The sequence below is a fragment of the Mesorhizobium sp. AA22 genome, assembly GCF_001672375.2.
GTDB lineage: Bacteria > Pseudomonadota > Alphaproteobacteria > Rhizobiales > Rhizobiaceae > Mesorhizobium > Mesorhizobium wenxiniae.
In genome coordinates this window covers 4,076,379-4,102,018 of record NZ_CP048406.1, presented here as the reverse complement: position 1 = coordinate 4,102,018, position 25,640 = coordinate 4,076,379, and the positions used below count along the sequence as shown (strand labels likewise).

Annotated in this window: 25 protein-coding genes and 4 tRNA genes; 21 read left to right on the top strand and 8 right to left on the bottom strand. The window is 61.2% G+C overall.

All coding sequences use genetic code 11. The features are described 5' to 3' along the window. Window positions 1-390: 390 nt before the first annotated feature. Both A9K68_RS19800 and A9K68_RS19795 read right to left on the bottom strand, forming a co-directional pair. Entirely contained in the window at window positions 391-861 is a 471-nt protein-coding gene (locus A9K68_RS19800) for a VOC family protein (RefSeq protein WP_246811196.1), read from the bottom strand. 935 nt (window positions 862-1,796) lie between these two features. After that, window positions 1,797-1,872, bottom strand: a tRNA-Thr gene (locus A9K68_RS19795). Between the two features lie 154 nt (window positions 1,873-2,026). On the opposite strand from A9K68_RS19795, the gene A9K68_RS31365 reads away from it, so the two are divergent. Both A9K68_RS31365 and A9K68_RS32490 read left to right on the top strand, forming a co-directional pair. Beyond that, on the top strand, window positions 2,027-2,194 hold the full coding sequence (locus tag A9K68_RS31365) for a hypothetical protein (protein ID WP_082982369.1): 168 nt from the start codon (window positions 2,027-2,029) through the stop codon (window positions 2,192-2,194). Between the two features lie 307 nt (window positions 2,195-2,501). Further along, window positions 2,502-2,690 carry a BA14K family protein gene (locus tag A9K68_RS32490; RefSeq protein ID WP_348640727.1) on the top strand — a complete coding sequence of 63 codons (189 nt, stop codon included), beginning with the start codon at window positions 2,502-2,504 and terminating at the stop codon, window positions 2,688-2,690. A gap of 159 nt (window positions 2,691-2,849) precedes the next feature. On the opposite strand, the gene A9K68_RS19785 is transcribed toward A9K68_RS32490, so the two are convergent. Then, on the bottom strand, window positions 2,850-3,464 hold the full coding sequence (locus tag A9K68_RS19785; protein ID WP_156768318.1) for a hypothetical protein: 615 nt from the start codon (window positions 3,462-3,464) through the stop codon (window positions 2,850-2,852). 64 nt (window positions 3,465-3,528) lie between these two features. Between A9K68_RS19785 and A9K68_RS31360 the strand changes: the two genes are divergently transcribed. After that, window positions 3,529-3,681: a hypothetical protein gene (locus tag A9K68_RS31360; protein WP_156768319.1), complete on the top strand. Its 153-nt coding sequence runs from the start codon at window positions 3,529-3,531 to the stop codon at window positions 3,679-3,681. 322 nt (window positions 3,682-4,003) lie between these two features. Here the strand turns inward: A9K68_RS31360 and A9K68_RS19780 are convergent, their stop codons facing one another. Next, entirely contained in the window at window positions 4,004-4,474 is a 471-nt protein-coding gene (locus tag A9K68_RS19780) for a YbaK/EbsC family protein (protein ID WP_065008263.1), read from the bottom strand. Window positions 4,475-4,535: 61 nt separating this feature from the next. Beyond that, a complete protein-coding gene (bhcR, locus tag A9K68_RS19775) occupies window positions 4,536-5,420 on the bottom strand; it encodes an HTH-type transcriptional regulator BhcR (RefSeq protein WP_065008264.1) in 885 nt (294 codons plus the stop codon). Window positions 5,421-5,624: 204 nt separating this feature from the next. On the opposite strand from bhcR, the gene gcl reads away from it, so the two are divergent. Genes gcl through A9K68_RS19760 form a run of 3 tightly spaced genes read left to right on the top strand, consistent with a single transcriptional unit; the run spans window position 5,625 to window position 9,142 of the window. After that, entirely contained in the window at window positions 5,625-7,406 is a 1,782-nt protein-coding gene (gene gcl / locus A9K68_RS19770; protein WP_065008265.1) for a glyoxylate carboligase, read from the top strand. A gap of 16 nt (window positions 7,407-7,422) precedes the next feature. Beyond that, window positions 7,423-8,220, top strand: a complete 798-nt coding sequence (gene hyi, locus A9K68_RS19765; RefSeq protein ID WP_065008266.1) for a hydroxypyruvate isomerase — start codon at window positions 7,423-7,425, stop codon at window positions 8,218-8,220. Window positions 8,221-8,254: 34 nt separating this feature from the next. Continuing rightward, window positions 8,255-9,142 (top strand): 2-hydroxy-3-oxopropionate reductase, encoded by an 888-nt coding sequence (locus A9K68_RS19760; protein ID WP_065008267.1) that lies wholly within the window; start codon window positions 8,255-8,257, stop codon window positions 9,140-9,142. 73 nt (window positions 9,143-9,215) lie between these two features. On the opposite strand, the gene A9K68_RS19755 is transcribed toward A9K68_RS19760, so the two are convergent. Continuing rightward, complete coding sequence (locus A9K68_RS19755; protein WP_065008268.1) at window positions 9,216-10,067, bottom strand: RNA methyltransferase; 852 nt, start codon at window positions 10,065-10,067, stop codon at window positions 9,216-9,218. Between the two features lie 199 nt (window positions 10,068-10,266). On the opposite strand from A9K68_RS19755, the gene A9K68_RS19750 reads away from it, so the two are divergent. The 3 genes from A9K68_RS19750 to A9K68_RS19740 all read left to right on the top strand — a co-directional run bounded on the left by A9K68_RS19750 (window position 10,267) and on the right by A9K68_RS19740 (window position 11,157). Next, window positions 10,267-10,351 (top strand) — tRNA-Tyr (locus tag A9K68_RS19750). A 71-nt stretch (window positions 10,352-10,422) separates the two neighbouring features. Further along, window positions 10,423-10,496: transfer RNA gene (locus A9K68_RS19745), tRNA-Gly, on the top strand. A gap of 403 nt (window positions 10,497-10,899) precedes the next feature. Further along, window positions 10,900-11,157 carry a GlsB/YeaQ/YmgE family stress response membrane protein gene (locus A9K68_RS19740; RefSeq protein WP_065008269.1) on the top strand — a complete coding sequence of 86 codons (258 nt, stop codon included), beginning with the start codon at window positions 10,900-10,902 and terminating at the stop codon, window positions 11,155-11,157. Window positions 11,158-11,223: 66 nt separating this feature from the next. Here the strand turns inward: A9K68_RS19740 and A9K68_RS19735 are convergent, their stop codons facing one another. Both A9K68_RS19735 and A9K68_RS19730 read right to left on the bottom strand, forming a co-directional pair. Next, window positions 11,224-11,688: a GFA family protein gene (locus A9K68_RS19735; protein ID WP_246811195.1), complete on the bottom strand. Its 465-nt coding sequence runs from the start codon at window positions 11,686-11,688 to the stop codon at window positions 11,224-11,226. Window positions 11,689-11,732: 44 nt separating this feature from the next. Then, the gene (locus A9K68_RS19730) at window positions 11,733-12,620 is read right to left on the bottom strand and encodes a DMT family transporter (protein WP_065008270.1); all 888 of its coding nucleotides are present in this window, start codon (window positions 12,618-12,620) and stop codon (window positions 11,733-11,735) included. Between the two features lie 306 nt (window positions 12,621-12,926). Here A9K68_RS19730 and tuf point away from each other — a divergent pair, with 306 nt between their 5' ends. From tuf to rpoB, 12 genes are all read left to right on the top strand, one after another. Beyond that, window positions 12,927-14,102 (top strand): elongation factor Tu, encoded by a 1,176-nt coding sequence (gene tuf / locus A9K68_RS19725; protein ID WP_029352152.1) that lies wholly within the window; start codon window positions 12,927-12,929, stop codon window positions 14,100-14,102. A 304-nt stretch (window positions 14,103-14,406) separates the two neighbouring features. Beyond that, a complete protein-coding gene (locus A9K68_RS19720) occupies window positions 14,407-16,035 on the top strand; it encodes a hypothetical protein (RefSeq protein WP_246811194.1) in 1,629 nt (542 codons plus the stop codon). Window positions 16,036-16,146: 111 nt separating this feature from the next. After that, window positions 16,147-16,626, top strand: coding sequence for a group II truncated hemoglobin (locus A9K68_RS19715; protein ID WP_065011398.1), 480 nt, complete (start codon window positions 16,147-16,149; stop codon window positions 16,624-16,626). A 97-nt stretch (window positions 16,627-16,723) separates the two neighbouring features. Further along, window positions 16,724-17,233 carry a metal-dependent hydrolase gene (locus tag A9K68_RS19710; protein WP_065011397.1) on the top strand — a complete coding sequence of 170 codons (510 nt, stop codon included), beginning with the start codon at window positions 16,724-16,726 and terminating at the stop codon, window positions 17,231-17,233. Window positions 17,234-17,268: 35 nt separating this feature from the next. Further along, window positions 17,269-17,344 (top strand) — tRNA-Trp (locus A9K68_RS19705). Window positions 17,345-17,751: 407 nt separating this feature from the next. Beyond that, window positions 17,752-17,955: a preprotein translocase subunit SecE gene (secE, locus tag A9K68_RS19700; protein WP_029352158.1), complete on the top strand. Its 204-nt coding sequence runs from the start codon at window positions 17,752-17,754 to the stop codon at window positions 17,953-17,955. A gap of 27 nt (window positions 17,956-17,982) precedes the next feature. Beyond that, the gene (gene nusG, locus A9K68_RS19695) at window positions 17,983-18,510 is read left to right on the top strand and encodes a transcription termination/antitermination protein NusG (protein ID WP_006202141.1); all 528 of its coding nucleotides are present in this window, start codon (window positions 17,983-17,985) and stop codon (window positions 18,508-18,510) included. Window positions 18,511-18,685: 175 nt separating this feature from the next. Next, a complete protein-coding gene (gene rplK, locus A9K68_RS19690) occupies window positions 18,686-19,114 on the top strand; it encodes a 50S ribosomal protein L11 (RefSeq protein ID WP_029352163.1) in 429 nt (142 codons plus the stop codon). 4 nt (window positions 19,115-19,118) lie between these two features. Further along, the gene (rplA, locus tag A9K68_RS19685; RefSeq protein WP_065011396.1) at window positions 19,119-19,817 is read left to right on the top strand and encodes a 50S ribosomal protein L1; all 699 of its coding nucleotides are present in this window, start codon (window positions 19,119-19,121) and stop codon (window positions 19,815-19,817) included. A 395-nt stretch (window positions 19,818-20,212) separates the two neighbouring features. Continuing rightward, the gene (gene rplJ / locus A9K68_RS19680; protein WP_065011395.1) at window positions 20,213-20,731 is read left to right on the top strand and encodes a 50S ribosomal protein L10; all 519 of its coding nucleotides are present in this window, start codon (window positions 20,213-20,215) and stop codon (window positions 20,729-20,731) included. A gap of 54 nt (window positions 20,732-20,785) precedes the next feature. After that, entirely contained in the window at window positions 20,786-21,163 is a 378-nt protein-coding gene (rplL, locus tag A9K68_RS19675; RefSeq protein WP_023680442.1) for a 50S ribosomal protein L7/L12, read from the top strand. Window positions 21,164-21,415: 252 nt separating this feature from the next. Beyond that, the gene (gene rpoB, locus A9K68_RS19670) at window positions 21,416-25,552 is read left to right on the top strand and encodes a DNA-directed RNA polymerase subunit beta (RefSeq protein ID WP_065011394.1); all 4,137 of its coding nucleotides are present in this window, start codon (window positions 21,416-21,418) and stop codon (window positions 25,550-25,552) included. Window positions 25,553-25,640 lie beyond the last annotated feature (88 nt).

The window sequence follows — 25,640 nt, the reverse complement described above, 5'->3', positions numbered from 1 at the left end:
CAGTGAACTGCAATGGAACGTTTTCCGGCACCCTGAGAACGGCCGATCATCCCGCCAGTGGCAGAATTGACGGTCTCCATTTGGTATATGGTCGTGCCAAGACCGCATACCGTTGGCGGCGGGAGGTGCTGGGTCGATGGAACTGTGGTCGTTACGTTTGTTCGCGCTTCAAAAAAGTCCGAGTTTCAGTGCCATCCTGTCAACGGCGCTCGGGAGTTCGCTTACGGAAAATAGGCCGATCTAGGGGAACCCAACCTTTGCTTTTGAGCAAGCGCTAGTGGTGAAAGCCTGACGCTTGGTACCCACAATGAATGGCGAAAACCGACCCGTTGCAGTCGATGACTGGAGAACAGCTGTGAGGCAGAATCAGCCCGATGCGGACCTTCGCGATCAGTCTGGCCAAAGCTCCCGCTTGCGTTCTTCAAAGCCGAGCACGCGTTTGCTATCGGTCCACCGTGCCACCTCGCCCTCCATTCCATCCGGGTCCTTGAAGGTCACCAGACGGATAGCGCCGAAATCTGTAATGGTCCCATCCGAAGCGCCGGCTTTCACTAGACGTCGCCTGACTTCCTGCAAGCGCTCTTCATCGTCTACCTTCAGCGCGAGATGGTCTATGTGACCTCTCTTGCCCATCTGCATCGACCCATTTTCATACCCCGTTGGTTCCGGCATTTGGAACGGATGAAGGGCAAAGCCCCCTCCAACGTCGATAAGTGAATGACGGAGAGTGCCGCCACCGGGACCGGGCTCGGACAGATCGAACTTCGTATCCGCGTCGAAGACTTCTTCATAGAAGCGAATGAAACGGTCCATATCTTGCGTGAACAACGCAAGATGGTGCGCACCAACGGTTACAGGCATGCCGAACCTCCCTTGCCGATAATATGACGAGCATACCATCTCGCGTTGAACCGGGCGGCCTGGAGCCGCGATACATCACTGGACGCGAACGGCCGATTCGGTGCGCAAAGCGCTGTTCGATGCATTGGGGCTGGATTTCCGCTTGTTACCCAGAGCAGCCCTCCCGGTCGGGTACTAAGCGGTAGGTTTTCACCATTAGAGGGGCCGTGCGGCGCGCATCATGGCACGCGCGATAACGAGTTGCGTCAAAACCTTGGCGTTTTCGCCTACGCCTGTGGCTGTGGGTCGCCGGTGCGGAGAACCCGATTTCGACCGCTGCGTACAGCTGGCTCGGGTTGGCCTGGATCGGATTGCTTCTGTTCCTGATGGCGGGCTACGGCATCTACGGCCTCCGCTGGCTGTCCGGACACTGGAGCGAGGTCCCGGGCATCGTCGGCTACCGACTGCGGGTATTCCTGCGAGGCTACCTCGAGTTCCTCGGCGGCCCTGTCACCTTCCCGATCCGCAAGTGGCGCATCCGGCGCGAGGCGGGTTCGGGAACGGCCGTTAAGCTTGTGCCCGCTGCCTACACTCCTCGGCCTTGTCGTGTCGTTCAAGAGGGTGTCCCTCAGCATCCTTGCTGCCTACGGTCTTCTCTCCGGTCTTGGCATCGTCGACTAGTGGACCACCTACGCACGATTCGGCCGAGCAGGTCCGACGCATTAGGATGCATGTCAGCGCCAAAGGCAACTGACCCGACGCCCCAGCACAAAGACCGGAGACCCCGCTTCGGCGGGCTTTTTCGTGGCTCGCGTTGCATCCGTGTTGCATGGAATAGACAGCAACACGTTGAAAAGCCCGCAAATCAGCGGTTTTCAATGTAACGTGTTGCAACATGAAAAGCCGCCCATGTGGCCGCGCTCTTTCCATGAAGTATTTGATTATTTGGTTTTTGCTGGTGCCCCCGGACGGAATCGAACCGCCGACCTTCGGTTTACAAAACCGCTGCTCTACCAGCTGAGCTACAAGGGCACGGCGCTCCGGTTAGCATATTTGTTGCGCCAGTAAAGACAAAACTCTGTTTTGCCCGTGAGTGCGCGCCGTGCTTCCGCCGCGGGCATCCTGAAAACGGCCAATTCGATTCCTATATTGGTCGAAGGTGCAATCGCATAGGCGAGGGTGTCGCATGATCAGACTTGTCGTCATTGCCCTGGTGGTCGTCGTGGCCTGGATTCTCCTGGTGAAGCTCATCAAGCAAGTGAAGAGCGCCAATGTCGACTGGACCGGAATCACCACCATCATCGGCTTCATCGCGCTCGCCTTCTGGCTGCGCCATATCACCGGCATGGGCTGAGGCCCTCCGCCGGCGGACTATCGACCGGCGCTCTTCGCCGGTCGTAATTGCGCGCCTCATTGCAATGTTCAGACTGGCCGCTTTTGCGCTTTCGAAAAATCCAAAGAACCGTCGAACCTTTTCCCTTGCTGCAACGACTGATCGTCAAGAGGCGGATGGATCGCCTCTCGCAACGCAGTAAGGAGATCATCATGTTCAAGCGCACCATCGTTTCCGGCCTCATCGCCACCACTGTCGTCGCCATGCTGGCCGGCACCGTTCAGCCTTCAGCCGCCCATCACAAGCACCATCACAACAAGCACCTAGCATCGGCATCGCCGCCGGCGTCGGCGGCTTCCTGCTCGGCAGCGCGCTCGCCCAGCCGCGCACCGTCTACATCGACGAGAACGGCGGCTCATGGCACGTCCGGCGCTGCCTCAACCGCTATCAGAGTTACGATCCGTACTCGGACACCTATGTCGGCTACGACGGCTACCGTCACCGCTGCCGGCTTTGAGAGGAGAGGAGGGGAATGGGTCAGAAGACTAGAAAGGGGCACCCCACTGCCCTTTGTCTGTCTAGGTTGCAAGTTTGAACTCAGCGCCGGCAACCGGTTCCACCGAGGAATTTGGAAAATTCCCAACAGCTTAGGGCTGTTGACAAAGTCCGTTCGACCTTACTGAAGTCCAAATGCTACTCGCTTCAAAACGTCATTTACCTGAAGCCTGAAGTCGACCGTGTAGAAGATCGATTGAACGGCTGCGCCTTCCTTGATCGCTAACGCACTGTCTCGACTGAAGGCGCATCCTGTTGCGTCCAGAACTTTTGACACCGCAGTTACTTCATCGATGGTTTTTTCGTCTAGGCGATAAAATGCCGGGTATATCGGGGCGCATTTGTTTCCAGCATCTTCAATCAAGCGCCATTCCGCATCAAAGAAATATGTTGCGCGTGCGCGGGCATCTGATCGTATCCCACCATGTTCGTTGCCCCATCTGGAATGCAATGCATTGGCCCAATCACCAACTGATATTAGGGCGGACGTATCTGCCTCGACCCTGTAGACTATCGAATAGATACGACTGCCAGTGAGCGGTGAGGTCAAGACGAAGTTATATTTGAAGGTCAGTTTCTGAGCTTCGTCTTCGTGGGATATGGAGATAGTTTGCAAGTATGCAGACTGAGCCTCCGGTGAGAGCGATATTCCCTTGCGATTGTTGAGCGGTCTTTTTCTTTCAGAACGCTCCCAATCGGAATAGCGGGATCTGATAGCCTCCTCCAGCTCGTCCACGTGCATTCCAACGTGGAGCGCGGAACTTGGCAATAACCGCTCAAAGACATGCTGTGTGGGAGGCATGTTCGACGGCTTTTCGAGTTCCGAAGCCGCAGGCAGTTCAGGTAACAGCCAGAACAAAACGAACGCGGATAAGATCGCTCTGGGCACAATATCTCTCACTGATCCAATGGATGATCCGCAGATGAAGCACATCCGCCTTGGTAGTCAATGACGATTGCTTATTACGCTTAGAAATCGTCGATTTCGGGAGAGGGACGTGATTTGCGGAACGGCTCGATGATCCGCCATTCCGCATCGGTTGAATCGCCTCGCGCCAGCGGCCCTCTTAGAGACAGCTTTGAATCAGGTTTGGGAATCTGGAGGGGAGGAAGACGTGGACAGCACGACCCTGACAAGGGAACTGATCGGAAGGTTTTCCGTAGCGGCCACGGTCACCACCGTCGACATCCTCCTGGCTTTCTCGCTGGCGTTAATCACGCGTTGGGCCGCCAACCCGATAGCGCGGCAAATCCACCACTTGCCTAGGTGCAAGCTTAGCCCTGGCCATCCTGACAGATGTCGCACCATTCGGCGCCGGTCAGCGCTGCCATGCGCTCGACGCCTATTTTCACCGCCGCATTGATTGCGCCGGCCGCCGGCACGACCTGGTCGTAGACGCGCAGCGATACGTCGCAATAGACCGGCAGCGGCGAGGCGAGGCCGAAGGGGCAGACGCCGCCAACGGGATGGCCGGTGATATCGGCCACCTGGTCGGCATCGAGCATGCGCGGCTTGCCGCCGAATGCATCGCGCGATTTACGGTTGTCGATGCGCGCGTCGCCGCGGGCAACGACCAGCATCACCCGATCGCCGACGCGCAGGCAGATGGTCTTGGCGATCTGCCCCGGCTCGACGCCATGCGTTTCGGCCGCCAGCGAGACAGTCGCCGAGCTTGTCGGCGTTTCGATCACCTCGACGTCTGGGGCATGTTCGGCGAAGAAGGCTTTGACGGACTGGAGGGTCATGCGTCTTTCGGGCGTCGGCTTGCTAAGGGTGGACGCAAACTTGGCCGTTGCTGGGCGGCTGTCAAGGCGAACGCACACTGCCTGTATTGAAGAGTGACCCCGGTCCGTTGCCAGCGCCTAGCGCTGACGGATTCGGCAGGCCGCCGATGATCCTGGTGATGTCGGCGGCGGCTTCACGCACCAGCGGGCCGATCTCGGCCAGCCGCTCCGGCGTCACCCGCACCGTCGGTCCCGAAACCGATACGCCGCCGATCGGCTCGCCGAACTCGTTGAAGATGGCGGCGGCCACGCAGCGCATGCCGGGGTGCCGCTCCTCGTCGTCGACCGACCAGCCGCGCAGCTTGATCGTCACCAGATCGCGGGCCAGCGCCGAGATGTCGGACAGCGTGTTTTCGGTGAAGCGCTCCAACCCGGCCCGGCGCAGGATGGCGCCGACGCGTTCCGGCTCGAGATGCGCCAGCACCGCCTTGCCGATGCCCGACGCATGGAAGCAACTGCGCGTGCCCGGCCGGAAGAAGGCGCGGATCGCCTGATGCGTCTCGACCTGGCTAACGAAGACCACGCAATCGTCCTCGGCGACGCCGAGATTGGCGGTCTCGCCGGTCTTCTCCATCAGATCCTGCATGACGATACGGGCGCGATCGACCAGCTTGCGGCGGCGCAGGAACGCCGCACCCATGCGATAAGTCCCAACGCCGATGGACCACAGCTGGTCGGTGCTGTCGAACTCGACCATGCCGTGGTTTTCCAGCGTCGTCAGCATGCGGTAGGAGGTGGATGCGGCAAGGTCGCTCTGCGCGGCGATCTCGCTCAGCGACAGCCCGCTGCCTTCGGCAACGATGGCCAGAATGCGCAGCGCCCGGTCGAGCGACTGCACCGAAGCGGCGTCGGACGGACCATGGAAGGCACGCGGACGTCCGCGCTGGCGTTTTTCGGTGGTTTCCATTGCGACATTCTTGCCGATTTCGCGTCGATTACGCAATGAAAAAGTTTTTCACGGAGCTGCCAAGCGGAACCTATAGAAAACGGGTAACTCAATGAAATCAACCGCTAGCCGTCGCTTCTTAGAAATGAAAAAATATTTTGAAAAAATCGAAAAATAGTCGGCGCACTGGCATTCTCGGCCATCAACAATTCCGTGGAGGCGGACATGGCAAGGATGCGCGCGGTCGACGCAGCGGTTCTCGTTCTCGAAAAGGAAGGCATCTCCTGCGCCTTCGGGGTGCCGGGCGCGGCGATCAACCCGTTTTATTCGGCGCTGAAGGCGAGGGGCACCATCCGCCACATCCTGGCGCGCCATGTCGAGGCGGCCTCGCACATGGCCGAAGGCTATACCCGCGCTAAATCAGGCAATATCGGCCTGTGCGTCGGCACTTCGGGTCCGGCCGGTACAGACATGATCACCGGGCTCTATTCGGCCGCGGCCGATTCTATCCCGATCCTCTGTATCACCGGCCAGGCGCCGCGCGCGCGTCTCAACAAGGAGGATTTCCAGGCCGTCGACATCGTCGCCATCGCCGCGCCTGTCGCCAAATGGGCGGTCACCGTCATGGAACCCTATCTGGTGCCGATGGCGCTGCAGAAGGCGTTCCACTTGATGCGCTCGTCGCGGCCCGGTCCGGTCCTGGTCGATCTGCCGGTAGACGTGCAACTGGCCGAGATCGAGTTCGACATCGACGCCTATGAGCCACTGGTGCCGTTCAAGCCGGCGATGTCGCGCGGCCAGGCCGAGAAAGCCTTGGCGATGCTAAACGCGGCGGAAAAGCCTGTCATCGTCGCCGGCGGCGGCATTATCAACGCCGATGCTTCGGATTTGCTGATCGAGTTCGCCGAAGTCACCGGCGTGCCCGTCATTCCGACGCTCATGGGCTGGGGCGCCATCCCCGACGACCACCGGCTGATGGCCGGCATGTGCGGGCTGCAGACATCGCACCGCTACGGCAATGCGACGATGCTCGAAGCCGATTTCGTCTTCGGCATCGGCAACCGCTGGGCCAACCGCCACACCGGCTCGGTCGACGTCTACACCAGGGGCAAGAAATTTATCCATGTCGACATCGAGCCGACCCAGATCGGCCGTGTGTTCGCGCCGGACCTCGGTGTCGTGTCGGATGCCGGTGCGGCGCTCAAAATGCTGCTCGACGTCGCCACCGAATATAAGACCGCGGGAAAATTGCGCGACTGGTCGGGCTGGGCCAGGGAATGCCATGTCCGCAAGAAGACGATGAAGCGCAAGACGCATTTCGACCAGGTACCGCTGAAACCGCAGCGCGTCTATGAGGAGATGAACAAAGCGTTTGGCCGCGACACCACCTATGTCACCACGATCGGGCTTTCGCAGATCGCCGGCGCGCAGTTCCTGCATGTCTACAAGCCGCGCAACTGGATCAATTGCGGCCAGGCCGGCCCGCTCGGCTGGACGCTGCCGGCAGCCCTCGGCGTTCGCGCCGCCGATCCGCACCGCAATATAGTGGCGCTGTCCGGCGACTATGATTTCCAGTTCATGATCGAGGAGCTGGCGGCCGGCGCGCAGCACAGATTGCCCTATATCCACGTCGTGGTGAACAATGCCTATCTTGGCCTGATCCGTCAGGCGCAGCGCGGCTTTTCGATGGATTTCGAGGTCAGCCTCGGCTTCGAGAACGTCAACCGGAAGGACGACCCTGAAGCTGGCTACGGCGTCGACCATGTCGCCGTCGCCGAGGCGATGGGCTGCAAGGCGGTCCGGGTGCGCAGGCCGGAGGAATTCGCCGGCGCCTTCAAGCAGGCGCAGCGCCTGATGAAGGAGCACCAGGTTCCCGTCGTGCTCGAATTTATCCTCGAACGCGTCACCAACATTTCGATGGGCACCGAAATCGACAAGATCACCGAATTCGAGGAGCTTGCCGAGAGCCACGAGGATGCCCCCACGGCGATCGTCATGCTTGATTAGACTCTACGGAGAAAAAATGCCGCGTTTTTCAGCCAATCTTTCGATGCTCTTTGGCGAGCACGAGTTTCTCGACCGCTTCGAAGCCGCCGCCCACGCCGGCTTTAGGGGTGTCGAATATATCGGGCCTTACGACCATGCGCCCGAGGTGGTTGCGGCGAGGTTGAAGAAGAACGGCCTGACGCAGGTGCTGTTCAACCTGCCAGCCGGCGATTGGGGCAATGGCGAGCGCGGCATCGCCGTGTTGCCGGATCGCGTTCCCGAGTTCCGGCAAGGCGTCGCCAAGGCGATCACCTATGCGCATGCGCTGGGCTGCGAACAGGTTAACTGCCTCGCCGGCATTGCGCCGCAGGGCGTCGACCGGATTGTGCTGGAAGACGTCTTCGTCGAAAACCTGGCGTTCGCGGCGGAGAAGCTGGAGCAGGCCGGCATCAGGCTGTTGATCGAGCCGATCAACACGCTCGATATTGCCGGCTTCTTCCTGAACTATTCGGATCAGGCTCTGGCGCTCATCGACCGCGTCGGCTCGAAGAACCTGTTCCTGCAATACGACATCTACCACATGCAGATCATGGAGGGGGATCTCGCCCGCACCATCGAGGCAAACCTCGACCGCATTGCGCATATCCAACTTGCGGACAATCCCGGCCGTCATGAGCCGGGGACGGGCGAGATCAATTTTCCTTTTCTGTACAACCACATCGACCGCATCGGCTATTCCGGCTGGGTCGGCGCGGAATACAAGCCGAAGGGCGGGACGGAAGCCGGACTGGGCTGGTTCAGGAAATTTGCAGGGCAGGGCAGTGCGGCGGCGTAGGGCAGGCCGGGGATTATTGAAACGGAGAACAACAATGGAAACCATCGGCTTCATCGGCCTCGGCATCATGGGGGCGCCGATGGCGGGGCATCTGTTGGGCGCCGGCTATCAGGTCGTCGCCAGCGACCACCGCTCGAAGCCGCAGGCCGATCTCGTCGCCAAGGGCCTGAAGACCGTCTCCGGCCACCACGCCGTGGCCCAGGCCGCCGACATCATCATCACCATGGTGCCTGACACCCCGCAGGTGGCCGAAGTGCTGTTCGGGGAGAACGGCGTCACGTCCGGCCTCACTAATGGCAAGCTGGTCATCGACATGAGCTCGATCTCGCCGATCGAGACCAAGGCTTTCGCAAAAAAGATCAACGATCTCGGTTGCGACTATCTCGATGCGCCGGTGTCGGGCGGCGAGATCGGCGCCAAGGCCGCGTCGCTGACCATCATGGTCGGCGGCGAGGAAAAGGCCTTCGAACGCGCCAGGCCGGTGTTCGAAAAGATGGGCAAGAACATCACGCTGGTCGGCCCCAATGGCGTCGGCCAGATCACCAAGGTCGCCAACCAGATCGTCGTTGCGTTGACCATTGAAGCGGTCGCCGAAGCGCTTGTTTTTTCATCGAAAGCAGGGGCCGACCCGGCGAAGGTGCGTCAGGCGCTGATGGGCGGGCTCGCCGCCTCGCGCATCCTCGAAGTGCATGGCGAGCGCATGATCAAGCGCAGCTTTTCGCCGGGGTTTCGCATCGAACTGCACCAGAAGGATCTTAACCTGGCGCTGGAAGGGGCCAAAGCGCTCGGCGTTTCGCTGCCCAACACCTCGACGACGCAGCAATTGTTCAACTCCTGCGCGGCCAATGGCGGCGCCAAGGAGGATCACTCTGCGCTAGTCAGGGCGCTGGAGCGGATGGCGGGACATGGGCTAGGGGAGTAGGGCAGTAGGGGGAGGTCAAAATTCACGGCATCCGACAAACTGCACTTCCCTACTCCCTTACTGCCCTATTCCCCTACTGCCCTAGAAATTTCCTCGCTGCATAAAGGCTCACCGCCGCGGCGTTCGACACGTTGAGCGAGCGGATGGCGCCGGGCATGTCGAGGCGGGCGAGCGTCGTCACCGTTTCGCGGGTCTTCTGGCGCAGGCCTTTGCCCTCGGCGCCCAGCACCAGCGCGATCTTTTCTCCCGAAAAACTCTTTTCGAGTTCCGCCGGTCCGTCCGAATCGAGGCCGATGGTCTGGAACCCGGCCTCGTGCAACTGGCCGAGCGCGTCGGCGAGGTTTTTCACCTCGATCTGGTCGATATGCTCCAGCGCGCCGGAGGCCGATTTTGCCAGCACGCCGGATTCATGCGGGCTGTGGCGCGCCGTGGTGATCAGCGCGCCGGCGCCGAAGGCGACCGCCGAGCGCAGGATCGCGCCGACATTGTGCGGATCGGTGACCTGGTCGAGGACCAGCACCAGCGTCGTATCGCCGAGCGCATCGAGGCGCTTGGGTTTTAGCGGCTCGGCCTCGATCAGCACGCCCTGATGCACGGCATCGGAGCCGGTGACCTTGTCGATGTCTCTCGGCTCGACCATCTTTGTCTCAAAGGGCAGGGCGGCGAGGTCGGCGATCGCCAGCCGCTCGGCGGCGTTGCGCGTCACCAGCATCTTCTTGATCCGCCGCTGCGGATTGTCGAGGGCTGCGCGTACCGTGTGCAGGCCGTAAAGCCGCACCAGGCCGTCCGCTGGTGTCTCTCCTGGCGGCACCGGCTGGCGCGGCCTGAACGCCGGCGCGCCGCCGCTCTTCTCGTCGCGGTGCGCACGGCGCAGCTTGGCGTAGTGGGTGTCTTTCGGGGTCTTGGGCTTGTTGTCGTTGCTCATGGCCGGTTCTATAGCCGTGTCGTCTGTCTTAGGATACAGCCGGATACACTGCTCGGCGGGCCGTCCGGAAATTCAACGCGTTTTGCCGGGACGTTACGGTTGACAGTTTTGGGCGCTGCCGCCATAAGGCGCTTCGCGAAGGGCTGCTCACGCGGTCGCGACGCGTCGATGCCTCGTTGCATGGCTCCGGCGGCAGACTGGAGAGGTGCCCGAGTGGTTAAAGGGGACGGACTGTAAATCCGTTGGCTATGCCTACGTTGGTTCAAATCCAACCCTCTCCACCACTGCCGGCCCGGAAGCCCTGAAACGCAAAGCATCGGACCGAAAAGTGCATAGCGGTTTTCGGTCGAAATGCGCGGGTATAGCTCAGTGGTAGAGCAGCAGCCTTCCAAGCTGAATATGCGGGTTCGATTCCCGCTACCCGCTCCAGATTTCCACACGCAAGATCAAAGTGCCAGAACTCAAGGTGCTAGAGCATTGCGCGCCCGGTGGACGCGCAGGGCTCCAACTCGCTGGCTGTTGAACGCGGAAGCGATCTGATGCTGTTGCGGCACCTGTCCGTTCCGCGCAACTGATCGACGACGGGCCCGGCAAAGCCGCGGATAGTTGCTTGAGCAAGTCCTGCTCGTTCAGCCCTGTCCTTTGCGCGATCTCGCGAATGATCTGTGGGTCCAGCGCATTGCCCGGGCCGTTGGCCTGCCGTTGCATCTCCACAACGACGCATCCGGCCGAATTTCAAGCTGGTTGAGCTTTCTGTAATCATGAAATTCAAGTTGTCTTGAGCTTCGCTTAATAATCTGGAAGTAATCGGTTGCGGGGAATGGAGAGGAAAATGTCAATATTAAGCTGGATCATCCTTGGCGCCATCGCCGGCTTTATAGGCAGCAAGATCGTCAACAAGAGCGGGCAGGGCCTTGTTCTTGATATCGTACTCGGGATTGTCGGCGCTGTTGTCGGCGGCCTGATCTTCAGCGCCTTCGGCGCGTCAGGCGTTACCGGCCTCAACATCTACAGCCTGATCGTCGCCGTGCTGGGATCGGTGGTCGTTCTGTGGGCCTATCACCAGTTCACCGGGAACCGGGCTCTTTAGAAATTAGAAGCCAGGCAGAGCTGTCGCTTCGGGAGCCTGCCTGACGGCAGCCACATCGCCAGGTTCTTATTCAGCACCTTCGGCGACATGCTCTCCATATTGGGGCAGGTCATCGGTGATTGTGAACCACTTCGCCTTGGAGCCGACAAAAATGTGCTGCGTCGGACGGATGGTCGGCTCGTCGACGAGGGTTCCCATGGCGACGTGCACGAAGGCGCCGTCGCGGACGACCGAATAGAGCAATGAGCCGCAGGTCTTGCAGTGCCTGTCATGGCCGGCCTCGTCGCCAAAGGTCAGGAGGTTGTCCTCGCCTTTTGTCAGGTTCAGTCTCTCACGCTGGATGCCGGCAAACGGCTTGAATGCTGAACCGGTGGTGCGCCGGCAGTTCGAGCAGTGGCAGTTGGCGGCGTAGATGAAGTCGTCGGCCACCGCGTATTGCACGGCGCCGCACAGGCATTTTCCGGCAAGTATGCGGTTGCTGGCATTCTGGTTGCTTACGTTCAGGCTGCTTTCATTCTCTTGGCTTGTCACGGGTTTCTCCACTCAGCCGACCGTTCCTGGTGCAGTTCCGAGGCCTAGGCCACCACGGTCAGACGGCGCCTGCGCTCGTCGAGCGACACGATGGTCAGCCCGCTGGCCACCACCAGCAGGATGCCGCCGATCGCCAGCGCGTTCGGCAATTGCTGGAACACCACCAGACCCGAAATGACCGCCCAGACGGTGAAGCAGTAATAGAACGGCGCCACCACGCCGGTCGGCCCGACGCGATAGGCCATGAAGATGAAGAAGTGGCCGAAGATCAGGAACAAGCCGGCCCCGGCCATCAGCAGCAAATGATGCGTCTCGGGCATCACCCAACGCTCCGACATCAGATGCGCAGCGCCTGAGCCGACCAGCACCACCACCACCGCGGAAATTGCGACGATCATTCCAGGCACGTTGGCGGCGACCCGCCGCCCGGCGAGATCGCGCGCGGCGGCGAATGCCGCATTGCCGAGCGCCAGCAAGGCGTAGACCGAGATGCCCTGCATGGTCGGCTGCGCCACCATCACCGCGCCGATGAAGCCGAACCCGATCAGCGCCATGCGCAGCCCGCCGATCCGTTCGTGAAACAGGATAGAGGAGCCAATCAGCATGAGCAGGGGAGTGATCTGCCCCAAGGCGGTCGAATCGGCGATCTGCATGTTGGCGAGCGCCACGACGTAGCAAAGGATTGCCGCCAGCTCGAGCAGGTTTCTCTGTAACACTCTCCTGTCGAGGATCAGCGGAATCTGCTTGGCGTAACCTAGCGAAAGCAGCAACGGGATGCCCCACAGCGTTGCCGCCGTCCCGCGCAGAAACAACACCTGATAGGGTGGCAGCCCCACCGTGGCGAGCTTCAACATGGTGTCGTTGGCGACATAGGACCCGGTCGAGAGGATCATGAACAGCGGGCCGCGGATGGCGATCGGAATGAAATGCATCGGATCAGGAAATCAGACCGGCGTCACACCGGCAATGGGCCAGATGCGGCTGTAAATCCGGCAAGCGGACAGGCGGGAGCGGCGATGTCCACCCGCTGAATGCCGGTACCCGCGGAACCTATCTTCGGCCATTCCATTCCTTCTTGTTCGTTCCTATATCCGCGCCACATCCCCGAAAACCGGATCATGGGTTCAGACCGGGTGAGAAAGCCCCCGGCCACAAGGCACTTGTGTTTTTCGGCCGTTGTCGCTAAGCGCCCCGCATTCGACTGAACTGAAGGTCCAGGCCGTCCAAGGAAAGAGACTATGGCAAAAGGTAAATTCGAGCGTACAAAGCCTCATGTGAACATCGGCACGATTGGCCATGTCGATCATGGCAAGACGTCGCTGACGGCGGCGATCACCAAGTATTTTGGCGAATACAAGCGCTACGACCAGATCGATGCGGCGCCCGAGGAGAAGGCGCGCGGCATCACCATCTCGACGGCGCATGTCGAATACGAGACGGCCAACCGCCACTACGCCCATGTCGACTGCCCCGGCCACGCCGACTATGTGAAGAACATGATCACCGGTGCCGCGCAGATGGACGGCGCGATCCTGGTTGTGTCGGCCGCCGACGGCCCGATGCCGCAGACCCGCGAGCACATCCTGCTGGCCCGTCAGGTCGGCGTGCCGTCGATCGTGGTGTTCTTGAACAAGGTCGACCAGGTCGACGACGCCGAGCTGCTCGAGCTGGTCGAGCTCGAGGTGCGTGAGCTGCTGACCAAGAACGAGTTCCCCGGCGACGACATTCCGATCGTCAAGGGTTCGGCACTTGCCGCTTTGGAAGATTCCGACAAGAAGATCGGCGAGGATTCGATCCGCGAATTGATGGCTGCGGTCGACGACTACATCCCGACGCCGGTTCGTCCGCTGGACAAGCCGTTCCTGATGCCGATCGAGGACGTGTTCTCGATCTCGGGCCGCGGCACGGTGGTGACCGGCCGTGTCGAGCGCGGCGTGGTCAAGGTCGGCGAGGAGCTGGAGATCATCGGCATCCGTCCGACCACCAAGACGACCTGCACCGGCGTCGAGATGTTCCGCAAGCTGCTCGACCAGGGCCAGGCCGGCGACAATATCGGCGCGCTACTGCGCGGCGTCGACCGCGAAGGTGTCGAGCGCGGCCAGGTTCTGGCCAAGCCCGGCACGGTCAAGCCGCACAAGAAGTTCGTCGCCGAAGCCTACATCCTGACCAAGGACGAGGGTGGCCGTCACACGCCGTTCTTCACCAACTACCGTCCGCAGTTCTATTTCCGCACGACCGACGTGACCGGCATCGTGTCGCTGCCGGAAGGCACCGAGATGGTGATGCCTGGCGACAACATCACCGTCGATGTCGAGCTGATCGTGCCGATCGCCATGGAAGAGAAGCTGCGCTTCGCCATCCGTGAAGGCGGCCGCACCGTCGGTGCCGGCATCGTCGTCACCATCAAAGAGTAATCGACGCCGGCATTGCCGATCAGGTCGATCGCGAAAGGGCAGTCCTCGGGCTGCCCTTTTTGCTTTTTTTTAGCACAGCCGAGTGCCTGCGGCGCCATCGCAAACCCTGTTGCGAGCCGTCAAAGCTCAATCACAGCGCCGGGCGTTGTTCGTGCGCGCGAAGGACGCTGTAGCACGTTGATATTGCGCATGATCGCGAGCGAAAATCGGTTCCGTTTTTGGGGGTCGTGCGTTAGGATAGCTTGCATTGCGGGGGCTTGCCCGAATGGTTCTATGGCACCGTCTGAATGGCCAGACATGGTGGATGCTTGGGGTGATCTGCCTGGCGTCGTTCCTTGGCATGGAACACGCTGCCTTCGCGGCGAATACAAAAGAATCCGCCCCGGATCTTGGCCCGACGATGCGGTTCGTCGTCGTCCGCAGCAGCGCGCCTGGTTGCGAGCCGACCTGCCCGGAATGGATATCGGCTGAAGGCTCGATAGAAGCCGGCACGCCGGCGCTTTTCAAACGCACGCTCAAGGTGCTCGGTGGCCGAAAACTGCCCGTTGTCGTGGATTCTCCCGGCGGCAATGTCGAAGCCGCGCTGGCGCTTGGCCGGCTGATCCGCAAGAACAAGCTCGATATTGCGGTCGGCAAAACCGGGCTCACCGGTTGCCAGCCCGACGCCAAGGCGTGCAAGGAAAAGGACGGCAAGGGCGCTCGCTATTTCGGCAATGCCTATGCCGACGGCGCGATCTGCAATTCCGCTTGTCCGCTGATGCTTGCGGGCGGCATCAGGCGCGTGGTCGGTCAATGGGCCCATCTCGGCGTCCATCAGATCACCACAACCTACATCCGGACGAAATTGCAGTACCGAACCACCTACCGCGTGGTGAGAGGCAAGAAGAAGATCGTCAACAAAAAGGTCATCAGCCGCAAGAACGCCGGCAGCTACAAGACCTATGAGATGAGCAAGGCGGTGGAGAAAAGGCTGGCGGCTTATCTCAGGGAAATGGGCGTCGGCCTTGGTGTGCTAGAAGCGATGAAGGAGACGCCGGCCAGCAGCATCCAGCAACTGGCCCCTTACGACATGTTGCAGGCGAAGCTGGTTACCAGCCTGGATGCCGTCGACCTGCTGACCGCGCCAACTCTATGCAAAACAGATCCGGTGGCTGCGAACTGCAGGGAAATACCGGCGCCGGCCGGCGACGTGGTGGCATACGCCAAGCCCGCTCCCGCCGCGTCGGCGGAACCCGAAACCGTGCGGCGGGCCGATATTGGAGATATGCGCTTCGTTCTGGTTCGCGGCAGAAGTTTTCTCTGCGATCCCAACTGTCCCGAATGGATCTCGGCGGAAGGCACGATTAGCGCTCAAACGCCGGAACGGCTGCGCCAACTGCTGGACACGATCGGTGATCGGCGACTGCCCGTGGTGATCAACTCGCCGGGAGGTGACGTGCTCGGCGCTGTGGCTGCCGGAAGGCTGATCCGAGAACGCAAGCTCGACGTGGCGGTTGCACGGACGGACTTCATTGGATGCGAGCCGGACAAGGCGGATTGCACCGCCGAAGATGGCGTCTATCTCGGGCTCACGATCGATGCGAGCGGCGAGTGTGGCGCGGCCTGTCCGATCATGCTCGCCGGCGGTGTCAGACGCCTTGTCGGTCCTCGTGCGCAGTTGACCGTGCATTCGATGGGGTTGGAGCAGCGGGTCAAGACCTATCTCAAAGAGATGGCGGTCGGACCCGGTCTGCTGGTGGCGATGCGGTCGGTGCCGGCCTCGCGCCACCGGCAGCTCGAACCCGAGATGATGGTGAAAGTCGGGCTGACGACCGGGCTAGAATCGGTCGATGAATTTACCGGTCCGACCATCTGCAAGTCGGAGCCGGTGCCGGAGAATTGCCGCGTGGTGTCGACGTCCGAGGTTCAGGCCGAGGCGCCGGTCAAGTTGTAAGGCGCAGGCGCTGCAATTGACCCAAACTGGCCATCGAGGCAGGTTGAGCAACGTTCGATAGTTCCGCTATCGTCCGCAACAATTGACAGTCCGGCCAGTCGAGGATCGAGAATGAGCCAGGATATCCCGACATTGTTCGAATGGGCCGGCGGCACCGAGGCGTTGAATCGCCTGACGCAAACCTTCTATGACAAGGTGTTTCAGGACCCCGTCGTCGGTCCGTTGTTCAAGAACATGTCGCCCGATCATCCGACCCATGTCGCCGCTTTCATCGGCGAGGTGTTTGGCGGCCCGAAGACCTACAGCGAAGAGCTTGGCGGCCACCGCGAGATGGTGATGCACCATCTCGGCAAGCATCTGAGCGAGGAACAGCGCCGCCGCTGGATCAACCTTCTCGTCGATGCCGCCGATGAAGTCGGGCTGCCGGACGATCCGGAATTCCGCTCGGCTTTCATGGCCTATGTCGAATGGGGGTCGCGGCTGGCGAAGATGAACTCCAACCTTAGCGAGACCTGCGATCCCGAAACCGAGCCGATGCCGGCCTGGGGCTGGGGCGTGCCCGGCGGACCGTACAGGCCGAGCGCGAAGTGATCCGCCCGGCGAGTTGGGGCCGCCATGCCCTTCCGGAATAACGCCGCAATATGCCGCTATATCTCGATCGGATTTTGGCAGGGGAGCAGGTCTTGCGATGCTGATCGCGCATCTTCCATCGGGCTACATTCTGGGAACGTTGGCGCGGAAGCGCTGGCGCGAAGCGCCGGGCGTGATGGCTGCCGCCATGATCGGCGCCGTCATCCCCGATATCGATATGCTGTACTTCCATTTCGTCGACGGCGGACGCATCCACCACCACGCCTACATCATGCATTGGCCGCTGTTTTGGGCAGCGACAGGCCTTGTGGCTCTGGCGGTCACGAAACGACACGCGCGGCAGTATCTTGCCGTCGTCGGTGTCTTCTTTGCCGCGGCCTTGTTGCATATGGTCCTGGATACCGTGGCATCGCCAATCATGTGGCTGATGCCGTTCGACAGGCATGCAACCGAACTCGTGGCGATCCCAGCCACATACCTCAACTGGGTCATGAGCTTTGTCCTGCATTGGACCTTCGCCATCGAACTGCTCATATCCATCTGGGCGCTGCTGCTTGGATTTGGGCGATCGCGGGCTGTCGTGGGCATCCCTGAAAACTCGACTTGAGTTCTCGCCCGCTTTGTGAAATAGCAGCCCGCGATACGGGCATAGCTCAGTTGGTAGAGCGGCGGTCTCCAAAACCGCAGGTCGTAGGTTCGAGCCCTGCTGCCCGTGCCATTTTTCGAAATGGCCAATTCATGAAACCCGTGCCATTTTTCGGAATGGCCAATTCATGAAAATTGTCTGGTCTTCCACGCATTGGCCCTTTGAAAATCCGCCGGTGACTTGCCATATAGGCTGTCTTGAGACATAAGAGGCCATAGCCGGGACGGGACGACTGGATGGTTCCGAGGCGGCGTTTGGTCATAAAGCGGACACTTGCCACTTGCGTGGATCAAGAATCGGTTTTATGTAGACGAAACAGACACGCGACGCGTGGAGCTGGGAAGCCGGCTTTACGCGTCCGATTTGCATGGGCGAAATGATTGCGCTGATTCGGCGCGAACACAGGCTCAGGCGGCACATCCCGGCCAGCGGGATCATCCAGGAGATCCGGTCAACGGGTCTTGCAGACAGAGCGGCACATGGCTTCGAAAACCACAAATCCATTCGTCTTTCTCCAGCAAGTTCGCTCGGAGACCGCCAAGGTGACTTGGCCGTCGCGGCGCGAAACGATGATCTCGACGGTGATGGTCCTGGCGTTCGCTGTGATCGCGATGATCTTTTTCTTTACCGCCGATCAGCTCATGGGCCTCGCGGTCGAGCAGATTCTGGGCATCGGACGCTAAGTCCGGCGATTACGGAGAAGTCTTGAAATGACTGCGCGGTGGTACATCGTCCACGCCTATTCGAACTTTGAAAAAAAGGTCGCTGAGGACATCGAGAACAAGGCCAAGCAGAAAGGCCTGTCCGCTGACATCGAGCAGATCGTCGTGCCGACCGAGAAGGTCGTCGAGATACGCCGCGGCCGCAAGGTCGATGCCGAGCGCAAGTTCTTCCCGGGCTACGTGCTCCTGAAGGCCAACCTGACCGACGCAGTGTTCTCGCTCGTCAAGAACACGCCGAAGGTCACCGGCTTCCTGGGTGACTCGAAGCCGGTGCCGATCACCGAGACCGAGGCCCAGCGCATCCTGAACCAGGTGCAGGAAGGCGTCGAGCGGCCGAAGCCGTCGGTCACTTTCGAGATCGGCGAGGCGATCCGCGTCTCGGACGGTCCGTTCGCGTCATTCAACGGTTTCGTCCAGGAAGTGGACGAGGAGCGGGCGCGGCTCAAGGTGGAAGTTTCGATCTTCGGGCGCGCCGTGCCGGTCGATCTCGAATTCGGGCAGGTCGAAAAGGGCTGATCCGAAATCCTTGTCGCCCATTCGGCGGTGAGGGGAGGCGGCGTGGAAATCGCGCGGCCAAAACGGGTGGGAGGCGAATGCGGCTTTAGCCGGCCACAGGAACCGCACCACCAGACTGCAACCCGCCGGTGTTGCCCAGATAGTGGGGCCGGCATGAGACAAAGGCAGGAAAGAGATGGCTAAGAAAATTGCAGGCCAGCTCAAGCTCCAGGTTTCCGCGGGTTCGGCTACGCCGTCGCCCCCGATCGGACCGGCGCTTGGTCAGCGCGGCATCAACATCATGGAGTTCTGCAAGGCGTTCAACGCGCAGACCCAGGAAATGGAAAAGGGATCGCCGATTCCGGTCGTGATCACCTACTACCAGGACAAGTCGTTCACCTTCGTCATGAAGACGCCGCCGGTGAGCTATTTCCTGAAGAAGGCCGCGAACCTGAAGTCGGGCTCGAAGGAGCCGGGCAAGGTCAAGGCCGGCACGATTGGCCGCGACAAGGTGCGCGCCATCGCCGAGCAGAAGATGAAGGATCTGAACGCAACCGATATCGAGGGGGCCATGCGCATGGTCGAGGGCTCCGCCCGCTCGATGGGTCTGGAAGTGGTGGGCTGAGATCATGGCAAAGATTGCAAAGCGTGTATCAAAGACCCGTGAAGGCATCGATCCCAACAAGGCTTATGCCTTGGGTGAGGCGCTGAAGCTGCTCAAGGACCGGTCCTCGGTGAAGTTCGACGAGACCGTTGAAATCGCGATGAACCTGGGTGTCGACCCGCGCCATGCCGACCAGATGGTCCGTGGCGTGGTCAATCTGCCGAACGGCACCGGCCGCACCGTCCGCGTCGCCGTTTTCGCGCGTGGCGACAAGGCCGAGGAAGCCAAGGCGGCCGGCGCCGATATCGTTGGCGCCGAGGATCTGGTCGACATCGTCCAGAAGGGCACGATCGACTTCGATCGCTGCATCGCCACGCCGGACATGATGCCGCTGGTCGGCCGTCTGGGCAAGGTGCTCGGCCCGCGCGGCATGATGCCGAACCCGAAGGTCGGCACTGTCACCACCGACGTTACCGCCGCCGTCAAGGCGTCGAAGGGCGGCGCGGTCGAGTTCCGCGTCGAGAAGGCCGGCATCGTGCATGGCGGCGTCGGCAAGATCTCGTTCGACGTCAAGGCGCTGGAAGAGAACGTCCGCGCCTTCGCTGACGCGGTGAACAAGGCGAAGCCGGCTGGCGCCAAGGGCAACTACGTCAAGAAGGTGTCGGTCACCTCGACGATGGGTCCTGGCCTCAAGCTCGACGTCTCGACGCTGGCAGCGTCCTGATACGAACCATTCGGATCGGCCGCTAAAGAGCTGATCCGCAAACAGAATTCCGGGCCTCCGACTTATCTTGGCGGCCCGGTACCGGAAGTCGGAAGGCTTCCGGACATCCTGTCCGAGATTGCGGGCGGCCCCAAGCCTTAGTTCAAGGGGGGCCTTAATTCATGTGGGCCTGCATGAGACGGGTGAAGACCGGACAACGGAGCGACTGCTCCAATGAAAGGTTCGAACCGTGTTTGCCTTTTGTCTGCGCACCATTCGGCTTGCCGGCTGGTGTGGCGAAAGGGGGCAGGATCCTCGAGCGTCGTTCGGGAGATCCGTTACTGGATGGCCCGGCCGGCAAAAGGCAACCCGACGCCTGTCCTCGTAATGAGGCAGGGGTCAACTGGAGATAGGCAGTGGACAGAGCGGAAAAACGCGAACTCGTCACGGGCCTGAATGAAGCGTTTTCGGGCGCTGGTTCAGTCGTCGTGGCCCACTACGCCGGTATCACCGTCGCGCAAATGAACGACCTTCGGTCGAAAATGCGTGTTGCCGGTGGCACCGTCAAAGTCGCGAAGAACCGTCTCGCCAAAATCGCTCTTCAGGGCACGGACTCCGCATCGATCATCGACCTGTTCAAGGGACAGACGCTGATCGCCTATTCGGAGGATCCGATTGCGGCGCCGAAGGTCGCGTCCGATTTCGCCAAGGGAAATGACAAGCTCGTCATTCTCGGCGGCGCAATGGGCACCACCTCGCTCAACGCCGACGGTGTGAAGGCACTCGCCACACTTCCGTCGCTCGATGAGCTGCGCGGCAGGCTGGTTGGCATGATCGCCACGCCGGCAACCCGGATCGCCCAGATCGTCAATGCGCCTGCGGCTTCGGTCGCGCGTGTCATCGGCGCTTACGCCCGGAAGGACGAGGCGGCATGAGGCCGTTCCTCGCTATCACAAACACACGTTCGAACCTTATGAAGGAATATAGCAATGGCTGATCTGGCAAAGATCGTAGACGACCTTTCGAAGCTGACCGTCCTCGAGGCGGCCGAGCTGTCGAAGCTTCTGGAAGAAAAGTGGGGCGTTTCCGCTGCTGCTCCGGTGGCGGTTGCCGCCGCTGGCGGTGCCGCGGCTGCTGCTGCTCCGGTCGAGGAAAAGACGGAATTCGACGTCGTCCTCACCGAGGCGGGCGCTCAGAAGATCAACGTCATCAAGGAAGTTCGCGCCATCACCGGTCTTGGCCTCAAGGAAGCCAAGGACCTGGTCGAGGCGGCCCCGAAGCCGGTCAAGGAAGCCGTTTCCAAGGCCGACGCGGACAAGTTCAAGGCCCAGCTGGAAGCAGCCGGCGCCAAGGTCGAACTGAAGTAAGCGTTTGATATCGGCGGGCGGCTTCGCGCCGTCCGCCACTCCCTTGGCGAAGGGAGGCTGCGTAACGCGAAGAGTACGAAAACCTCTTTCCTGAGGGCCGTAAACCGGCCTTCAGGAAACGGGTTTTCTCCCGTTTTGGCCGGCCACCGACAGGGTGGCGGGTGAACAAATAAAAGGCCGCCGCCGAGGTGGCCGAGAATGCAAGGCGAGCCGCGGCGAGGCTCGCCCCGAGAATCGAGCTAAGGAGCGACGATGGCCCAGACACAAACTTTCAATGGCCGCAGACGCGTACGCAAATTCTTCGGAAAAATTCCGGAAGTTGCGGAGATGCCGAACCTGATCGAGGTTCAGAAGGCATCCTATGATCAATTCCTGATGGTAGAGGAGCCCAAGGGCGGGCGTCCTGACGAGGGACTGCAGGCGGTTTTCAAATCGGTCTTCCCGATCTCCGACTTTTCCGGCTCCTCGATGCTGGAATTCGTGAAGTACGAGTTCGAAGCACCGAAATTCGATGTTGACGAATGCCGTCAGCGCGACCTGACCTATGCCGCGCCGCTCAAGGTGACGCTGCGCCTCATCGTGTTCGATATCGACGAGGATACCGGCGCCAAGTCGATCAAGGACATCAAGGAGCAGGACGTCTACATGGGCGACATGCCGCTCATGACCTTGAACGGCACCTTCATCGTCAACGGCACCGAGCGTGTCATCGTCTCGCAGATGCACCGTTCGCCGGGCGTCTTCTTCGACCATGACAAGGGCAAGTCGCACTCGTCGGGCAAGCTGCTGTTTGCCGCGCGCGTCATCCCCTATCGAGGCTCGTGGCTCGACATCGAGTTCGACTCGAAGGACGTCGTGCACGCCCGCATCGACCGCCGCCGCAAGATTCCGGTGTCGTCGCTGTTGATGGCGCTCGGCATGGACGGCGAGGAGATCCTGTCGACCTTCTACAACAAGATCACCTACAAGCGCGCCGGCGACCATTGGCGCATCCCGTTCAACGTCGAGCGTTTCCGCGGCCTCAAGGCCGTTGGCGACCTGGTCGATGCAGACACCAACGAGGTCGTCGTCGAGGCCGGCAAGAAGATCACTGCCCGCCAGGCCCGCCAGCTCGGCGAAAGGGGTCTCAAGGCGATCAAGGCGACGGACGAGGACCTGCTCGGCAACTACCTTGCCGAGGACATCGTCAACTACGCGACCGGCGAGATTTTCCTCGAAGCCGGCGACGAGATCGACGAAAAGACGCTGAAGGTGCTTCTCAGCGCCGGCGACGACGAGATCAAGGTTCTCGACATCGACCACGTAAATGTCGGCGCCTATATCCGCAACACGCTCAACGTCGACAAGAACGAGAGCCGCCAGGACGCGCTGTTCGACATCTACCGCGTCATGCGCCCCGGCGAGCCGCCGACGCTCGAAACCGCCGAAGCCATGTTCAACTCGCTGTTCTTCGACAGCGAGCGCTACGATCTGTCGGCCGTCGGCCGCGTCAAAATGAACATGCGCCTCGAGCTCAAGGCCGAGGACACCGTCCGCGTGCTGCGCAAGGACGACATCCTGGCCGTGGTCAAGACACTGGTCGAACTGCGCGACGGCAAGGGCGAGATCGACGACATCGACAATCTCGGCAATCGCCGCGTGCGCTCGGTCGGCGAGCTGATGGAGAACCAGTACCGCGTCGGCCTGCTGCGCATGGAGCGCGCGATCAAGGAACGCATGTCCTCGATCGAGATCGACACGGTGATGCCGCAGGACCTGATCAACGCCAAGCCGGCGGCTGCCGCCGTGCGCGAGTTCTTCGGTTCCTCGCAGCTGTCGCAGTTCATGGACCAGACCAACCCGCTGTCGGAGATCACCCACAAGCGCCGTCTCTCGGCGCTTGGACCCGGTGGTCTGACCCGCGAGCGCGCCGGTTTCGAGGTGCGCGACGTGCACCCGACGCATTACGGCCGCATCTGCCCGATCGAGACGCCGGAAGGCCCGAATATCGGTCTGATCAACTCGCTGGCCACCTTCGCGCGCGTCAACAAGTACGGCTTCATCGAGAGCCCGTACCGCAAGATCGTCAACGGCAAGCTGACCAATGAGGTCGTCTATCTGTCGGCGATGGAAGAGGCCAAGCACCACGTCGCGCAGGCCAATGCCGAGCTCGACAAGAATGGTGGTTTCGTCGACGAATTCGTCATTTGCCGCAACGCCGGCGAAGTGATGATGGCGCCGCGCGAAAACGTCGATCTGATGGACGTGTCGCCGAAGCAGATGGTGTCGGTGGCAGCGGCCCTGATCCCGTTCCTCGAGAATGACGACGCCAACCGCGCTCTGATGGGCTCGAACATGCAGCGGCAGGCCGTGCCGCTGGTGCGTGCCGAAGCGCCGTTTGTCGGCACCGGCATGGAGCCGATCGTCGCCCGTGACTCGGGCGCCGCCATTGGCGCCCGCCGCGGCGGTATCGTCGACCAGGTGGACGCGACGCGTATCGTTATCCGCGCCACGGAAGATCTCGATCCCGGCAAGTCGGGCGTCGACATCTACCGGCTGATGAAGTTCCAGCGTTCGAACCAGAACACCTGCATCAACCAGCGTCCGCTGGTGCGCATGGGTGACCGGGTCAACAAGGGCGACATCATCGCCGACGGTCCGTCGACCGAACTCGGCGATCTGGCGCTCGGCCGCAACGTGCTGGTCGCGTTCATGCCGTGGAACGGCTACAACTACGAGGATTCGATCCTCTTGTCCGAGCGCATCGTCGCCGACGACGTCTTCACCTCGATCCATATCGAGGAGTTCGAGGTCATGGCGCGCGACACCAAGCTCGGGCCGGAGGAGATCACGCGCGACATTCCCAACGTCTCGGAAGAAGCGCTGAAGAACCTCGACGAGGCCGGCATCGTCTATATCGGTGCGGAAGTGCAGCCGGGCGACATCCTGGTCGGCAAGATCACACCGAAGGGCGAAAGCCCGATGACGCCGGAAGAAAAGCTTCTGCGCGCCATCTTTGGCGAAAAGGCATCGGACGTGCGCGACACCTCGATGCGCATGCCGCCCGGAACCTTCGGCACCGTCGTCGAAGTGCGCGTCTTCAATCGCCACGGTGTGGAGAAGGACGAGCGCGCCATGGCGATCGAACGCGAGGAGATCGAACGCCTCGCCAAGGACCGCGACGACGAGCAGGCGATCCTCGACCGCAACGTCTATTCGCGCCTGTCCGACGTTCTCGTCGGCAAGGACGCGATTGCTGGGCCGAAGGGCTTCAAGAAGGGCTCGAAGCTGTCGAAGGATACGCTCGACGAGTATCCGCGTTCGCAGTGGTGGCAGTTTGCGGTGGAGAACGAAAAGCTCCAGAGCGAACTGGAAGCCCTGCGTGGCCAGTACGACGATTCCAAGAAGGCGCTCGAACAGCGCTTCATGGACAAGGTCGAGAAGGTCCAGCGCGGCGACGAGATGCCTCCCGGCGTCATGAAGATGGTCAAGGTCTTCGTGGCCGTAAAGCGCAAGATGCAGCCCGGCGACAAGATGGCCGGCCGGCACGGCAACAAGGGTGTCGTGTCGCGGATCGTTCCGGTCGAGGACATGCCGTTCCTCGAGGACGGCACGCATGCCGATATCGTGCTCAACCCGCTGGGTGTGCCGAGCCGCATGAATGTCGGCCAGATCCTGGAGACGCATTTGGGCTGGGCTTGCGCCGGTATGGGCAGGAAGATCGGCGAGCTGATCGACGCGTACAAGACAGGCGGCGACATCAAGCCGCTGCGCAAGACACTCGAGAGCTTCATGCCGGCGAACGACCGCAACGAGCCGATCCGCGACTATGACGACGAGAGCGTCGTGCGCCTCAGCGAGCAGATGCGCCGCGGCGTCTCCATCGCGACACCGGTGTTCGACGGCGCGCACGAGGCCGACATCAACATCATGCTGGAGCAGGCGGGCCTGCACACCAGCGGTCAGTCGCAGCTATATGACGGACGCACCGGCGAGCCGTTCGATCGCAAAGTGACGATGGGCTACATATATATGCTCAAGCTTCACCACCTTGTGGACGACAAGATCCACGCCCGTTCGATCGGGCCGTACTCGCTCGTTACCCAGCAGCCGCTGGGCGGCAAGGCGCAGTTCGGTGGCCAACGCTTCGGCGAGATGGAGGTCTGGGCGCTCGAAGCGTACGGCGCTGCCTACACGCTGCAGGAGATGCTGACGGTGAAGTCGGATGACGTTGCCGGCCGCACCAAGGTCTACGAGGCGATCGTCAGAGGCGACGACACGTTCGAGGCCGGCATCCCAGAGAGCTTCAACGTTCTCGTCAAGGAAATGCGGTCTCTGGGCCTCAATGTCGAGCTGGAGAACACCAAGCTGGACGACAGCCCGGTTCGGCTGCCCGACGCGGCCGAGTGAGCAAGACGTCCGGTCGCGGCTTCCGCGACCGGACGCACCAAATTCTTCGGCCGATGGCCGATCAAGTCGGCGGGCGTTTGGCCCGCGC